General features: G+C 40.5%; 15 protein-coding genes. 6 read left to right on the top strand and 9 right to left on the bottom strand.

What is annotated here, in order from left to right; all coding sequences use genetic code 11:
- Positions 1 to 8: 8 nt before the first annotated feature.
- On the top strand, positions 9 to 605 hold the full coding sequence (locus CXF93_RS06385) for a response regulator transcription factor (RefSeq protein ID WP_198551614.1): 597 nt from the start codon (positions 9 to 11) through the stop codon (positions 603 to 605).
- 106 nt (positions 606 to 711) lie between these two features.
- On the opposite strand, the gene CXF93_RS06380 is transcribed toward CXF93_RS06385, so the two are convergent.
- From CXF93_RS06380 to CXF93_RS06365, 4 genes are all read right to left on the bottom strand, one after another.
- A complete protein-coding gene (locus CXF93_RS06380; protein WP_232784127.1) occupies positions 712 to 1,482 on the bottom strand; it encodes an ETEC_3214 domain-containing protein in 771 nt (256 codons plus the stop codon).
- 12 nt (positions 1,483 to 1,494) lie between these two features.
- Positions 1,495 to 3,135: a transglycosylase SLT domain-containing protein gene (locus tag CXF93_RS06375; RefSeq protein WP_232784126.1), complete on the bottom strand. Its 1,641-nt coding sequence runs from the start codon at positions 3,133 to 3,135 to the stop codon at positions 1,495 to 1,497.
- Positions 3,136 to 3,249: 114 nt separating this feature from the next.
- Complete coding sequence (locus tag CXF93_RS06370; protein ID WP_101061603.1) at positions 3,250 to 3,858, bottom strand: LPP20 family lipoprotein; 609 nt, start codon at positions 3,856 to 3,858, stop codon at positions 3,250 to 3,252.
- Positions 3,858 to 4,856 (bottom strand): hypothetical protein, encoded by a 999-nt coding sequence (locus CXF93_RS06365; RefSeq protein WP_101061602.1) that lies wholly within the window; start codon positions 4,854 to 4,856, stop codon positions 3,858 to 3,860. Before CXF93_RS06365 ends, CXF93_RS06370 begins: the two co-directional genes overlap by 1 nt.
- 532 nt (positions 4,857 to 5,388) lie before the next feature.
- Between CXF93_RS06365 and CXF93_RS06360 the strand changes: the two genes are divergently transcribed.
- A complete protein-coding gene (locus CXF93_RS06360; RefSeq protein ID WP_101061601.1) occupies positions 5,389 to 6,369 on the top strand; it encodes an LPP20 family lipoprotein in 981 nt (326 codons plus the stop codon).
- A 573-nt stretch (positions 6,370 to 6,942) separates the two neighbouring features.
- Positions 6,943 to 7,194 (top strand): DUF1127 domain-containing protein, encoded by a 252-nt coding sequence (locus tag CXF93_RS06355; protein WP_101061600.1) that lies wholly within the window; start codon positions 6,943 to 6,945, stop codon positions 7,192 to 7,194.
- 64 nt (positions 7,195 to 7,258) lie between these two features.
- Here CXF93_RS06355 and CXF93_RS06350 read toward each other — a convergent pair whose 3' ends face one another.
- Positions 7,259 to 7,441 (bottom strand): hypothetical protein, encoded by a 183-nt coding sequence (locus CXF93_RS06350; RefSeq protein ID WP_101061599.1) that lies wholly within the window; start codon positions 7,439 to 7,441, stop codon positions 7,259 to 7,261.
- Between the two features lie 391 nt (positions 7,442 to 7,832).
- On the opposite strand from CXF93_RS06350, the gene CXF93_RS06345 reads away from it, so the two are divergent.
- Positions 7,833 to 8,744, top strand: a complete 912-nt coding sequence (locus CXF93_RS06345) for a hypothetical protein (protein ID WP_101061598.1) — start codon at positions 7,833 to 7,835, stop codon at positions 8,742 to 8,744.
- A 16-nt stretch (positions 8,745 to 8,760) separates the two neighbouring features.
- Here CXF93_RS06345 and maiA read toward each other — a convergent pair whose 3' ends face one another.
- The 4 genes from maiA to hppD are packed head-to-tail and all read right to left on the bottom strand — an operon-like array spanning position 8,761 to position 12,671.
- Positions 8,761 to 9,417, bottom strand: coding sequence for a maleylacetoacetate isomerase (gene maiA / locus CXF93_RS06340; protein WP_101061597.1), 657 nt, complete (start codon positions 9,415 to 9,417; stop codon positions 8,761 to 8,763).
- Between the two features lie 19 nt (positions 9,418 to 9,436).
- Complete coding sequence (locus CXF93_RS06335; RefSeq protein WP_101061596.1) at positions 9,437 to 10,423, bottom strand: fumarylacetoacetate hydrolase family protein; 987 nt, start codon at positions 10,421 to 10,423, stop codon at positions 9,437 to 9,439.
- A gap of 24 nt (positions 10,424 to 10,447) precedes the next feature.
- A complete protein-coding gene (locus CXF93_RS06330) occupies positions 10,448 to 11,572 on the bottom strand; it encodes a homogentisate 1,2-dioxygenase (protein WP_101061595.1) in 1,125 nt (374 codons plus the stop codon).
- 10 nt (positions 11,573 to 11,582) lie between these two features.
- Positions 11,583 to 12,671, bottom strand: a complete 1,089-nt coding sequence (gene hppD / locus CXF93_RS06325) for a 4-hydroxyphenylpyruvate dioxygenase (protein WP_101061594.1) — start codon at positions 12,669 to 12,671, stop codon at positions 11,583 to 11,585.
- A 455-nt stretch (positions 12,672 to 13,126) separates the two neighbouring features.
- On the opposite strand from hppD, the gene CXF93_RS06320 reads away from it, so the two are divergent.
- Both CXF93_RS06320 and CXF93_RS06315 read left to right on the top strand, forming a co-directional pair.
- The gene (locus CXF93_RS06320) at positions 13,127 to 14,548 is read left to right on the top strand and encodes an aspartate ammonia-lyase (protein ID WP_101061593.1); all 1,422 of its coding nucleotides are present in this window, start codon (positions 13,127 to 13,129) and stop codon (positions 14,546 to 14,548) included.
- A gap of 41 nt (positions 14,549 to 14,589) precedes the next feature.
- Positions 14,590 to 15,870, top strand: a complete 1,281-nt coding sequence (locus tag CXF93_RS06315) for a dicarboxylate/amino acid:cation symporter (RefSeq protein ID WP_198551609.1) — start codon at positions 14,590 to 14,592, stop codon at positions 15,868 to 15,870.
- Positions 15,871 to 15,948: the final 78 nt, after the last annotated feature.

The raw sequence follows: 15,948 nt of genomic DNA, 5'->3' as shown, positions 1-15,948 counted from the left end.
CAACAGCTATGTCACTAACAGTGCCTGTTTATGTCGTCGATGATGATGAATCGGTACGTGATTCGTTGGCTTTTATGCTCGAAGGTTATGATGTTAATGTCACCACTTATGCTGGTGGACCGACATTTTTAGATAATGCGGATATTATGCTGCCAGGCTGCGTGACCTTAGATAGCCGCATGCCGGAATTACGCGGCCAGGATGTACAAGCTATTCTGACTCAATGTAATAGCCCACTGTCGATTATTTTTCTTACTGGTCATGGCGATGTATCGATGGCTGTCGATGCGTTTAAATCTGGCGCTGTGGATTTCTTTCAAAAACCCGTCGATGGTGAAAAGTTACTGCAGGCGATCATCCTGGCAGCAGAAAAATCATTACAACGTAGTGAGCAACTCAAGGCGTTATCATCTTATCAGTCACTGACCGAACGTGAACGCGATATATTATTGTTGTTGGTACAAGGTAAACGAAATCAACAAATTGCAGATGATCTGTGTATTGCGGTGCGCACAGTTGAAGTGCATAGGTCGAGTTTGATGAAAAAATTTAATGCTAAAACCATTGCTGAATTAGTGCTGCAATATGGCATGGCGATAAATTAATGAGATGAATATATGATTTAGAATAATTGATAGAATAGAAAATATCCCAGAATTATCAAATTCTTTATCTGGGATATTTTACTGAACCACTTGCTGTGTTTGTCGCTTATTTATTAATGAGGGCGTATTCAGATTTAGTTAAAATAGCCTCCTCTAAAGAGGATAATCCTAAATTACTATAACCATAAAAATTAGGCATTAAATTTTTTCTAATTGCTGAAACTTCTGCTGAAATATCATCATCCCCTAAAATTTGCTTATCAGTTAATGATGATAATAAAGTCCTTTTCTTGTCATCTAATATGTCATCAATCTCAGTATAACCTGCAACAGAAGAGTAAAGGTTACTGAATTCACCTGTTGAATTTTCTTCAATATAATAGGTAACACTTCGAGATACTGATGCTTTGATATCGCTCACACCTTCCTGATGCTCAAATGGTGTTGAGAGTAAATCATCACCACCACTAGATGCACTTGTCTCGGGATTGAAACTAGAGCTAGGAAAAACGAGATAGGCTGCAATAGCATCATCTTTACTGATTGTAGATAAGATAAAGCGATCGTCCCGATAGTATTGTATTACTTCGCCAGAATAAGATTTTTTAATATATATAGGGGCGCCAAAATTTTCTTCTAGAGTATTAGAAGATGCGCGAATATAGATTTTATCTAACTTATTTTGTGATGGTATATCGGTCAATTGTGATAAGGAAAAATCATAAATTTTATCAACAGCGTCCATCGTGTCATTAAATCCGCCCAAGGCTATAGCGACTAAAGATACAATCGCAACAATACGTCCCCATTGCTCTTTAATTTTAGGCGTAACGCTTTGATTAGTTGGACTTGTGTTTGTTTGTTCAATTGTATTCATCGTATTTGCCTCTTATTTATATAACTCGATACGACCATTCACTTTTTTCAAATAGTTTTTAGTTTCGTCATACGGCAAATTTGCTAATAGGTGGCTATAAACTTCATCAGGCGTCATGGTGTTGATGATTTTAGAGGCCTTGCGAATATTGGTTGAGTGACCCTTATTAAACGCGCGTGCAACATTACCTGCACCGGTATTATAAGCAGCAATTGTACAATATAAACGACTTTGATCATCGGTTATTGAGCTAAGATATCGACTATTTAATATGTGCAGATAGGCAGTGCCGGTTTCAACGTTAACTGGTGGAATGTACAATTCTTTTGGCGTCATGGGAGCATCAATTTTACGTATTTGCTTATTAACGTCATGACCTGCACTTACGGGTACCACTTGCATTAACCCAAAGGCTGGAACGTGAGATTTTGCATCTGGTCTGAAGGCTGATTCACTGTGCATTATCGCCATAACTAGCGCTTTATCTATGTTCCATCTTTCACTTTCTTGTATGGCTAGTTCTTGATACTTAATTGCTCGTTTCTTTAAACTATTATTTGGTAGCTTTATCGTATAAGAAACTACTTTTTTAGCTTTTACCGGTTTTGGTGCGACATCTGTTATGACCGCTACATCTGTTACGGCAGTTGTATCTGTTACGACAGCTGTATCTGTTATGGCGGCTGTATCTGTTGTGGCGGCTGTATCTGTTGTGGCGGCTGTATCTGTTGTGGCGGCTGTATCTGTTGTGGCGGCTGTATCTGTTGTGGCGGCTGTATCTGTTGTGGCGGCTGTATCTGTTGTGGCGGCTGTATCTGTTGCGGCGGCTGTATCTGTTGCGGCAGCTGTATCTGTTGCGGCGGCTGTATCTGTTGCGGCGGCTGTATCTGTTACGGCAGCTGTATCTGTTATGGCAGCTGTATCTATTACTGCAGCAACAGTGGGCTGTTCTTCGATCTTAACTAATACCGGTTCTGGTATGCCAAGTTCTTTTCTTTGATGCTTATAGAGTTTATTTATCTGGCTAATACGTTGCTGTGCTTCTGCAAGCAAGTGCATTTTTTTGTTATTGGCGCGGTCGTAAATAAATGAATCAGGAATACCAGTTTGTGATTCAATTAAACGATCGGCTTGGATATCGAACTCTTTCATTTGAGCTTGAGTTTGCTGAATAACAAATACTTTTTCTTTATTTTGTTGTTCTGCAGAGTAGTTTATATCACTATGAGTAATTTTAGCATCTTGTAAATCTAGGGTTTGACCATCGACGCTAATCGTATTATTTTTTGCAATGGAATTGATGTCATTATTTTTTTCTGATGGATCGACGATGATAGAGATAGTCGCAGTATTTTCTTCATAATTAATAACTTTTTTTACTGTGTTATCTTGCGTATATTCCACATCTGTTGTTTGATCTGATACATCACCGCTGCCCCATTGCTCAATTAATTGAACTTTTTGCTTGTCTAGGTTTGTCGTATATGTTTCTCGCCACTGTTCATATTCATCTAAATAATTATTAACATATGCATGAAACTCAGCTATTTTCTCTTCCTGAGAACGGTTCATTTCTATTTTTTCTTGCTCAAGCTCTGCGAATGCTAGACTCGAATTGGCATAACTCGTAGGTAAGAATGAAATAAATGACAATGCGATAAGGCTTTTTTGATAGGGTTTCATTATTATTATTATTCTCTAATCAAAGGGGGGAAAGTAAGTAAGAGGCTATTTAGTAAAAGCTTCTTACTTACTGATTTTAGGAGATTACATTGCTTTTAATGACTGGAGCGCATTAGACAAATCTGCTGCCGCTTTCTCATTGTTAAACTGACCCCATAACTTAGAGTCCTGAGTTACACCATCAATAACTTTATTAAGGTTTGCATCGTAAGTCGCTTGATCCATACCTACTAGCACATATAAACCGCCTGTCGGTGTTGCTTGGCTTACAATTAACTTACTGTTTGCAAGCGTTCTAGATACAACGGATTTTGTCACATTTTCCATTTTCTCTAATACATCTTCATTAGAGCCAGCTAATGTTGAAGACGTAACGGTAGACTCTACAGCTTGTTTAAACATGCTGCTAACATCAATTTCAAATTGTGATGCTAATTGCACGCGTGCGTTATTAATTGCTATTTTACGCATGATAGACATGCCAGCAGCACTTTTCTTAGAATAACCAACGCCGCCAGCAGCAAGATCGCTTGGTAATACATCACAGATCCAAGCGGGTGCAGTTGCAGCTGGAGAGTCTGGGAAGTTACACGTTACAATTCGTACACTTTGTGTTTCTTCAACTGTTTTATTCGTTGTCGCACAGCCAGCTAACGCTAAGGTAATTGCACTAATTAGGATAATTTTTTTCATTATAAATTAATTCCTGTAGCTTTCATTGTGCATTCTAGGTCGAGTATGCTTGTACAAGCAGTTGGAACTATTTTTGCTTGATCGCCTTTACTTATTTGCAGTGCTAACTCTTCCGTGATTTCAACCCAAGAGTATTTTGGCTTAATACCATGTTGTGGGATGTCCACAATTGTACCGTCACCGATACTAAAGGTTTCAATTTCGCCTTCACTATTTTGAATTGCCTTTGAAAACGCGATTTCTGTACCAGGTTGCATATTTTTATTTGAGCCGATTGCAATTTTCACCATAGTACCTGCGTCACATTGGCGTAATTCCATAACCGGAGCGCTAAGTGCTAATAATGATTTCAATTCATTGTCGTGTTGAACTGCTTCAGCGGCGGCTTCACTTGCTAACCCTGCGTATTGTGTATTACTTACTGGACAACGGCTATTGCTAGTCTCAGATGAAGTACTTTTATCACCCTTTAATTCAATGCGTTTGATCAGCTGCATATCAGGTAATGAGACAACTTTTGCGATCGCAGATACATCAACTTCATAAGAGCATGAAGCTGCTACTTTAACTGTTTCACCATCGTCGTTTTTATAAGTTCGAGCTTTAGAGAAACTAGTTTTGAGATCACTTGCGGTAATTTCAGTTAAAATAGCATAGTCTGCAATTGGCACACCTTTGGTATTATATCGACCACTTTGCTCCGCAAGTCTAAGTTCATTTTTTAATTTATTAGCGATCTTACGATCCACTAGGTTTGTACCTGATGCTACAATTTGAGATTCAAGTTCATTACGTAAAACGGATTGAATTTTTTTAGCTGCTGGATCTTTAAATCCAATTTCAATTGGTAATACGATGATTTTTTTATCTTCTGCTGTTTTTGCTGGTTGTTCAGAAGCGGCTATATCAACTTTATAATTAGGCTCGCAAACCTTAGTTGCAGCACACCCTGAAAGTATTACTGATAAGCTTAATGCAAGAGCTGTTTTTTTTAACATGAGTATCATTCCATTGTTTTTAGAATTATTTTTATAATATTTATTGTGCACGGTGAACGTAGGTTATTTTTATTAATAATAACAGCGCTTTAAAGTGCACCTCAAAGGTAGTATCGCTCTAAATGGTTAGACTTTGCAAATTTTAATGATGATAAAATGACTCGATGCTCAAATAATTAAAAAATAATTTAATTTAATTTATAAAAAGTTTAAATATTAGCCTCTTATGCTGTTTATTTGGTTTTTTATACTGAAACTGAAGGGGTTAACTGTATCGAGTTTATATTCTCGATGAGAATTCATTGTTGTAATTAACTTGTATATGTTTATCGAAGGGATGTTTTTATTTTTATAGTTAATTTGGCATATATATCGAGGGTTAACGTTTCTCCTATATAATCGAGTTAGCACATGAGTTATTAGCCATTAACTAGCTTCATATCATAAAGTTACATTTAAATTAGTTATTTAAATTCAAATTTTTAATTAATAGCTATATCATCGGACAATTCTAACAAAATAAAAAAACCTTATGAAACAATGCAGAAATAAACTATTACCTTTATTGTTGCTGTCTATGCTGACAGCTTGTCAATCTACAAGAAATCCGGAGTGGTACGATCAACCACAAGTTAATAATACAGAATACATATATTCGGTTGGTGAAGGGAGAAACTTGAATCAAGCGAAAAAATCAGCATTAAATAACATCAATGCGACATTGTGGACGCAGGTCGATTCTGATTTTTCGAGTAAAGAGAGTAATACTAATATCAATGATAAGAGTTATACCTATGGTTCAGTCAATAATAATGTGAATGCTAAAACATCAAGCGTGACCTTCAGTGGCGTCGAATATACCAATATAGATAATCAGAATGATATTTACTTTGCTCAAGCGAGAATAAAAAAAGACGTTATTATTAAACAGCTAAAATCAGATATTAGTAACGTAAATAAAAAATCGAAAATGCTGCTTGATGAATTAAAACATCAGGACCCTTTATCTTGGTGGTTGATGAATCGAGAGGCAAGTTCTAATCTAGAATATGTTAATGTTAGGACCGCCATGTTGGGAGCTATGTCTCCAAAAGATGATGTGAGCGCACCTTACGTTCTCGAATTAACAGAGCAAGTATCAAAAATAAAATCACAGTTATTAATTAAAATACAGCCATCAAAGCATGATAAAAAAGGTGCTCAATATCTTGTTGAAAAACTATCAGCGCAAGGTATAAATACAACATTTAAAAATAACAATTCAGTGAGTCATACATTAAAGCTGACGACTGAGTTACGTCAAAGCATAATGATGAGTGCTTATATCTCAACAAAAATAACATCACTAAAATTATTAAATAAAAAAGGTAATGTTATTGCAAGTAATGAGATGATCTCAACAGGGAATTCAATGTCCAATTACAGAATATCTAAGGAAGGAGCTGATCGCAATTTTTCTGCACAGATGGACGAACATGGAATATGGCCATCTCTCGGTTTTAACGGCTCATAATTCACGATATTAGTATTCAGCAATTACTACAATGGCTGGATATCTAGAATACTGAAGTAATATCGTCGCTAATTTATAATCCTCAATCTTACTTAGGTTGAGGATTTTTTTTAATCAATGATTGAGCTAATTCTGCAATATGGAATGGTTAGCTAGTCAGATATATTGTAAAAATACATAATGAAATACATTGTTAGAATAAAAAATTGTTTTGCTCTTAAGGGATAATTTACAGTTGCAGAATATTCAATATCGCATAAACTTCTTATTGTGAATTAACATTATATTCACATTTCTTGGATTGATTAGTTAACTGGAGGTACACATGAAAACTTTAAATTTTGTTCAATTCGTCTGTGTATCTGTCGATCATACCAGCCCTATGATGGCCGTTCATCACGCCCTCATAGCCTGTTTTGATCTGCAATCAGGCACCAATAACTAATTAATTCGTAACCTTAACGGCTGCGGAAAAATGGCAGCTAATAGGGTTATACCTCATTAATATCCCTAGATAGTCGAAATACTTCACGCCATTTTTCCCAGTACATTTTTTAATACTGGAGAATTATTATGCGTCATTCACTTTATTTAAACCTTGCGGTGTTTTTTGTTCGTGCTGATATTCGTCGTGAAGAACGAGTGTGGTTAGCAAAAACGCGTCGTGCGACCAGCGAGATCCCATTGGGTAACGCTTATCTGCTAAAAGATATTGGCCTGAATGTCGATGGCCGTCCACTTTGCAGTTCAGCGCCACGTGATGTTATTGCAGCACGTCGAGTACGTCATCTTCGCCGTGCTTTTCGTGTGAAAATAGCAACCTAACAAAAAGGGCTAGGCTGTGTGTGCAGCTTAGCCCCTGATATGTTTTTAAGTGGTAGAATTTTACTTAATGTTCAAACGCGGCAGAGCCATCTTCATTGAGATGAAGCTTGGCTTTTGCTTGGTTAATTAATTGCGCTGCACAAGAAGGCGAGACCGAGCGTAAACTACCTTTTCCACTCTGGAATGAAGGTTCCCAAGCTCTATCTTTGTATCGACCTGCTTCTATAAATTCCACAACTACTTTCATGAATAACCTCTACATTGTTGGTCTAATTACTGGCCTATTACGACGACATATTTCGAGATAATGTGGTCTTGCGTAATGGTCACTCAAAGGTTAGAGATAATTTTAGTTCAATTGGTTCAAATATAAATGGGCTTATTTCAAATGAAACTAAGGGCATTTTTTTTATTCTTTTATAGATATAAAAACGTGATAATTTTGCTGTGACTAACGAAAATAATTATCCCTTTGGTAACAAGTCGCTAGCGATCCTTGACTGACAGAGCTGAAATTAGCAACTAAACTATTAACAATTAGAATGTAAAAATTAGAACATAAGAAAAACGCTATACTCGATCACCATTTTACCGATCCCAGCAGTGTTTTATGCAACACATTTGGGAGGAGGGTTAGTATGAGAGATAACGCCGCCATCGAAGCGTATCGTAAAGACCATGGATTGGAACAACTCACTTACCACACAGTTGAAGAGCTCCAATCTGGACACTTTGATTTAGATAAAGCGCAGGCTTTTCTGGCCTTTCAAAGCCGAATTAATAACGAACTCCTTAATCACAAGGTTATTACCGCAAATCCCTATACCCAGTGGTTTAGCCAAGCCTCACTTAACGATGCGCAGATTAAACAATTAATCGTGCAGTTCTCGGTTTTCTCTAATCAATTTTTAGTCGCGCAATTGGAAAAAATGCTTAATGCTGAAACCATTGAAGAGATGCGCGCGTCGAAAGAAATTTTAGCCAATGAAATTGGGGTGGTATATAAAAATCCGAAGCGAGATCGTGCTGCGCAGTTAACGCCGGATGAACGTGAATTTGGTGATATAGAAGGCAGTATTGATGGTGGTGCCTTTCATTTTAAAGCCGCGCATTTCGAACTGTTAAGCCAATTGGCCGATTATTTTGGTCTGGCGTTTAACCAAATTGGCCGACGCCAGTTTGGTACCGCGAAGACCTTGTTCTTTTGTGATGAATTAGTGCGGATTTATGGTTCACCCAGTTATGCGACTTCAACGGCAGCTTCTTATGCCGTGGAGAACTGGGCTGCGGCAGGATTCTGGGATGAATTGGTGGCAGGGTTTAATCATTATCGTCAAACCAGAAACTTAAAAGGCCTGCCACTGACCTTTTTTACTTGGCATGCCAAACTCGAAGCCAATCATGCTAACCATACTCAAGAAGAACTCGAAGCTTATTATTTTAATAATGACGTCGATGAAGCTCATTTTATTCAAAGTGGTAACGAGATGCTCGATGGGGTCTATGCTTTTTGGCAAGGGTTGGATGAAGAAAGAAAACGCATTCACTAATTAATCTTAGCAACTATTATTCTGCGTCTGGCTGCTGCTCAGGCGCCGCTTGGCTAAATGTTGGTAACTGCATGCAATGCTGATAGATATGACGGATGGCAGGATAGGGCGTCATATCAAAATTAAACCGCAAGGCATTGTAAACTTGCGGGATCAAGTAAACATCAGCCATGGTGACTTGCTCGTTGTAGCAATAGTGGGTACTTCCTTTTCTCGCTAAAAGCGTTTCAATCGCGGCAAAGCCTTTTGCTAGCCAATGGTGATACCAGCGTATTTTTTCGGCCTTATTACAATCGAAGTGCTCCTCAAGATAATGTAATACCCGTAAGTTATTCACCGGATGCATGTCGCAGGCAATAATATGCATTAAGCTGCGTACATAAGCACGTTCAATCAGGCTGGTTGGCAACAAACTCGGTTGCGGAAATCGTTCTTCTAAGTATTCAATAATCGCCCCTGACTGAGTGATTATTTGTGCTTTACTACCTGGCGCGGCGACATCAAGACAGGGTAATAAACCTTGGGGATTAATAGCAAGGTAGGCTATCGAATGTTGCTGGCCGCTATCTTTAACTAAATGTACTGGCACTGTGTCATAGTTAATATGCTTTAAGTTTAATACTATCCGCACCCGATAAGCAGCAGATGAGCGGAAATAGCTATACAGTTTCATCTTGTATTCCCTTTGCTGTCTATGGCTTTATGGATGTTACACGCTGTCCAATAGCGCCAAAAATAGAGTCTCCAGCCTGATCCCGCATTTCAATTTTGACTTCATCGCCATCTTGTAAAAAAGCTGTCGTAATTTCCCCTGTAGCAATTTTTTCCAACATTCTTTGTTCTGCTAGGCAGGATGAACCCACAGTGCGATCACAATTTGACACGGTACCTGAACCAATAATCGTACCTGCGGTTAAGGTGCGCGTTTTTGCGGCGTGGGCAATCAACTCAGGGAAATTAAATGTCATGTCGGTACCGGCATTAGGACTGCCAAATAAAGTATCATTGAGATAAGTCGATAAAGGTAAATGTAATTTAGCCCCATCCCAAGCCTCGCCAAGTTCATCTGGTGTCACGGCAACAGGTGAGAATGCGGTAGAGGGTTTACTGTGAAAAAAGCCAAAACCTTTGGCTAACTCACAGGGAATTAAATTACGCAGGGATACGTCGTTGACCAAGGTAACTAATAAAATGTACTCGCTAGCTGCTGCGGCGTTTATCCCCATCGGGACATCACTGGTGATCACCGCTACCTCAGCTTCAAAGTCCAAGCCCCAAGCTGGATCTTGTAATGGAATATCATCTTTAGGTCCTATAAAACTGTCACTGCCGCCTTGGTACATTAACGGTTCTGTCCAGAATGACTCTGGCATTTCTGCGCCTCTGGCTTTACGTACTAGCTCAACATGATTAACGTAAGCACTGCCGTCGGCCCATTGATATGCTCGGGGTAAGGGCGATTCTAGTAGGCAGTTTTTAAATTCAACAACACCAGCAGACTCACCATTATTTAATTGTGCGTAATGGCTTTGTAACTGCGGCTCGACGATAGACCAATGCTCTAGCGCCCATTGTAAATTGGCCGCTATCGAAGATACACACAATGCAGTTTGTAAGTCTTTGCTAACGAGGTGTAAGCTGCCATCTCTAGAGCCGTCTCGTAATGTGGCTAATTTCATCGTATTTCCTCCTCCTGTTTGGCGTTATTCTTTCCAGCTATCGACATAACCCGCCCATTCCACATCAGGCATGCTCGAACCTATGGCTAAACCATCGCGGGTATCAATCATCACCGCCACTTCATCGGTTTCTTTGCGTTGTGACTGACAACCCGCTCGATAGGCTTTAGGGTGCGGGCCATGAGGAAAACCACAAGGGTGGAAGGTCAGCATACCTGGTTCAATATTGTCGCGACTAAAAAACTCGCCTTGGTGGTAGAATATCACTTCATCAAAATCATCATTGCTATGATAAAAAGGCACTTTTAATGCGCCGGGATCACTTTCCATTGGCCGTGGTACGAAAGTACACACCACAAATCGACTGGTCACAAAGGTTGAATGGGCTGAAGGGGGAAGATGAAAACGATGACTCATTAACGGGCGAATATCGAGCCAATTAAGCCGCACCACAGATACGTCACCATGCCAACCGACCACATCCAGCGGGTTAAAAGGATAGGTGATAATGGATTGCTGATTAAAGCGTTTGATAATGATTTGCCAGGGTTGTTCATTTTGTTGTTGTAAATAGGCATCATCAATTTCTGGGGTATCTAATACCGCTTGATCAAATATCGCATGCTGGCCAACAATGGTTTTATCGGGTAAACCATAATAATCATTGCTGGCTTCGATCATCATTAATGTCATCGGTTTAGTTGGTTCTAAACGCCATAAACAAGAGCGCGGAATTAACACGTAATCACCTTGTTCCACACTTAAATGACCGTAATCACAAAACAATTCACCGTGGCCTTGATGAATGAAAATGAGATCGTCGCCATCGGCATTTCTGACCAAGGTTTGCATGTTACCGTTACATTGCCAGAATCGTATCTGGCAATGAGCATTGTGAAATAACAACGGAGCATCCCATGGCGAGGACTGAGCATTAGGCAGTTTTAATAAGTTATAGGCTCTTGGTCTGTGCTCTCCAGACCAAGCGCACCATCCTGTTGGCGGGTGTTTATGATGCAGATGTGTGGCGGGCCCATAGAAACCTTCCCGACTGACTTCTCTTTCAAATACACCTTGCTCGGGGAGATCCGCGTGCGCTTGCCGAGAATAAGTGCCTTTTAGTAGTGGAAACGCAATTCTACGGATCATACCTTCCCCTTTAGTTATCTTTATCAATGATCACGCCACGCGCAACTTGGTCTCTTTCAATCGATTCGAACAAGGCTTGGAAATTACCTTCACCAAAACCTTCGTCACCTTTACGCTGGATTATTTCAAAGAAAATCGGACCAATTAAGGTCTTAGTGAATGTTTGTAATAGCAGTACTAATTTACCGTCGTCCATGTGACCATCAATCAAGATACGGTGTTTTCTTAGCTGGTCAATCGCCTCGTGATGGTCTGGCAAGCGTTCTGCAATCATGTCGTAATAGGTATCGGGTACATCCATGAATTCAATGCCGTTGGCTTTTAACGTCGCCACGGTTTGATAAATATCGTCAGTGCCTAAGGCGATGTGTTGGATGCCTTCACCGTGATATTCCTGCAAGAATTCTTCAATTTGGGATTTATCATCACTGCTTTCATTAATTGGAATACGCAGGTTACCGCAAGGGCTGGTCATTGCACGGCTACGTAACCCGGTCATCTTGCCTTGAATATCAAAATAACGAATTTCGCGGAAGTTAAATACCCGTTCATAAAATTCTGACCAGGTATCCATGTGGCCATTATGTACATTATGAGTGAGATGGTCGATATAAGTCAGTCCGGCAGATTTTGCAGGCTGCTCAGTCTCACCTGTTAATTTAAATTGTTCCTGATAAAGCCTTTTTCTGACATCGTCATCGACTAAATACAGCAGACTCTCGCCAATGCCATAAATCGCTGGCACACCGAACTCGAGGATTTTACGTTTACACGGTTGCGCTTCACGGCTAATTGCATGTTGATAGGCTTTGTCGGCGTCGCTGACTTTGAACCCCATCGCACAGGCGGAAGGGCCGTGCTGTTGCGAGAATTCAGAGGCGAAACCACGACCTTCGGTACTTACCAAAAAATGAATGTCACCTTGCTTAAACCAAGTTAATGGACGTGTTTGATGTTGGGCAAAAGCGTGGAAGCCCAATTGTTTGAAAAGCGTAGCGAGTTGTGTTGGATCGGGGGACGTGAATTCGACAAATTCGAAGCCTTCGGTGCCAGCAGGGTTACTAAACTCTTGTTTAGTATAATCATACGCATGACCCATATTACCTCCTGTGCAGACTTTGGAGGTACAAACCAGCCTACAAATTTAATAGGAACCTAGAGCTAGTATGGACGATTTATGGTGAATCTGCCTAATAACGGCTTTAAAAGAGCTGATCTACATTTGCTCCTTTGGTGGTCACGATTAACCATCGACAATGTGATTACGCGAGGTTTTTTTCACTTTACCTTCATAACCTTAGTTATATCTATAACCAAAGTTATAATTGTTTGTAACAATATGATAACACTTGATAAAAGCTAAAAAATAGCATCGAGTATTATTTTATCTGCAGTAATTAAACAAATTTATTACAAAAGTTATACCTTGTTGAATTAACGACTTAAGTTATTTAATTGTTACATTTCAGTGTTTTGCTGTTTTATTTCGAGTTGGCATTAATGGTGCAAGTAACCACATTGTTAATATAATGATAAATAGCCCAGGGGGCATGTATGAACAATGGCGTTAAACCAAATTTTCAAACTCGCACAGAAAAAGATCTACTCGGAGAGGCTTCCGTTCCTGTGGATGCGCTATATGGTATTCAAACGTGTCGAGCCATTGAAAACTTTAAGTTAAGTGGTGTACCAATCAGCCATTTTCCCGAGATGATTATAGCCTTAGCGACAGTAAAGCAAGCTTGCGCGGCAGCGAACAATCAACTAGGTCTATTATCATCAGAAAAATTTAATGCGATAAAAACAGCCTGTGAGCAGCTGCAACAGGGTCAACATCATGATTCTTTTCAGGTCGACATGATCCAGGGGGGCGCTGGTACCTCGACTAATATGAATGCCAACGAGGTGATCGCCAATCTTGCCTTACAAAATTTGGGTTATGCATTGGGTGATTACCAGCATTTACACCCGAATGATGATGTCAACATGTCTCAATCGACTAATGACGTTTACCCCTCTGCGGTTCGTCTCGCCATTTTATTGAGTCATGGGGCATTAGTTGACTCCTTAAAGTCATTGCGTGATGCGATGGCTGTTAAAGCCGCTGAATTCTCTGATGTCATCAAAATGGGCCGAACCCAGCTTCAAGATGCAGTGCCGATGTCGTTAGGCCAGGAGTTCCGGTCATTTGCGACCACATTAAATGAAGATGTTGACCGTATTGCCCATTTATCCGAGCTATTAACGGAAGTGAATCTTGGTGGCACCGCCATTGGTACTGGCATCAATGCACATCATCAATTTGGCGAAATTGCGGTGCAGGCGCTAAGTGAATTATCTGGTTTGCCTATGGTATTGGCTGGGGATTTAATCGAAGCAAGTTCCGATATGGGGGCCTTTGTACTCTTCTCTAGTATGTTAAAACGATTAGCGATAAAGCTGTCCAAAATTGCCAATGATTTACGGCTATTAAGTATGGGGCCGCGTGCGGGGTTGGGCGAAATAAACCTACCTGCGCAACAACCTGGCAGTTCAATTATGCCCGGTAAGATCAATCCGGTGATCCCAGAGGCGGTATCTCAGGTCGCTTATAAGATCATTGGTCATGACTTAGCTGTCACCATGGCGGCAGAAGCGGGGCAGTTACAGTTAAATGCGATGGAACCCTTAATCGCCTATAGCGTGCTCGATTCAATTGTGTTGTTAACCCGTGCGATGCATATGTTTGAACATAAGTGCATTACAGGCATTACGGCTAATATCGAACATTGTCGTGCTCAGGTGGATAACAGCATTGGCATCATCACCGCAGTAAATCCTTATATCGGGTATGAAAATGCCTCTCGCATCGCAAAACTAGCGCTTAGCAGCGGGCGAGCTGTATTAGATATTGTCCTAGAAGAAGGACTCTTAAGTGAAGAAAAACTTATTGCCATCACCAATCCGAAGAATCTGATAACCCCAACATTTAGCTAATCCTAATCAATATGATAAGCAAGTAAAAGGAAGTACAACCCATGAATAGCAATACATCAAAACGAGAAAACGCAGCTAAAGCGATGCCATTATGGCTTAAAATTTTGATCGGCATGATAGCGGGTATCGCTGTTGGTGCCACTTTTGGTCCCAGTGCCGAAGTCGTTAAACCGATCGGAACCCTGTTTATCAGCGCGATAAAAATGCTGATTGTGCCACTGATATTCTGTTCGCTTATCGTCGGTGTTACCTCGATGAAAGACACCGCAAAAATGGGCCGTATCGGGCTAAAATCTATTCTGTTTTATCTTGGGACGACGGCTATCGCGATTACGATTGGACTCGGCCTAGGGATATTTTTTGAACCGGGTGCTGGCCTTAATATGGTGGCATCCGTTGCTAATGAAGCGAAATCGGCACCGAGTTTGCTCGACACCCTCGTCGGACTTATTCCTAAAAATCCGATTGGGGCACTGGCTGCCGGTAACATTTTACAAATTATCGTCTTTGCACTGGGGTTAGGTATTGCTTTAAACCTCGTTGGTGAAAAAGCCCAACCTGTGATCAAAGTTTTTGAAGGCTTTGCCGAAGCTATGTACAAGATGACTGAACTGGTGATGAAGTTTGCACCCTATGGTGTTTTTGCGCTAATGGCTTGGGTTTCTGGGAAATACGGTCTAGACGTTTTACTGCCACTGATTAAGGTTATCGGTTTAGTTTATTTCGGGAGTATTTTGCACGTGTTATTCCTTGGTGGTGGTCTGGTTGGCCTGTTCGGCAGACTCAATCCGAAACGTTTTTATAAGGGTATTATTGAAGCGCAAGTCATTGCCTTCACCACGACGAGCAGTTCAGGCACTTTACCTGCGAGTATTAAATGTGCGACCCAAAACCTCGGCGTATCTCGCAGTATTTCAAGCTTTGTATTACCGATGGGCGCAACCATTAACATGGATGGCACCGCTCTTTACCAAGGCGTTTTAGCGTTATTTGTCGCTCAGGCTTTTGGCATTGATCTTTCAACAGCTGATTACTTAACCATTATTGCGACTGCCACGCTTGCCTCTATCGGCACCGCTGGTGTACCGGGGGCTGGGCTTATTATGTTATCACTGGTACTAACGACTGTTGGACTGCCTATGGAAGGTATTGCCATTGTTGCCGGTATCGATCGTATTCTCGATATGGCTCGCACCACAGTTAATGTAACGGGTGATCTGATGGTTACGCTGTTAATCGGCAAAAGTGAAGGAGAGCTCGATCTCGCCGTCTTCAACCAGGAAGAAACAGCAAACACTGAATACCGAGGTGAGGTGGTTTAGTGCCGACAATTTTAATGAGAGCATCCTGACCAATCATGCTGGCAGAGACTGTGTTCAGGTAAACCTGAATATGCAATT

The organism is Moritella sp. Urea-trap-13 (genome assembly GCF_002836355.1).
Lineage (GTDB): Bacteria > Pseudomonadota > Gammaproteobacteria > Enterobacterales > Moritellaceae > Moritella.
Note: the sequence above shows the minus strand (reverse complement) of the source record. Positions and strands in the feature narration are given on the sequence as shown.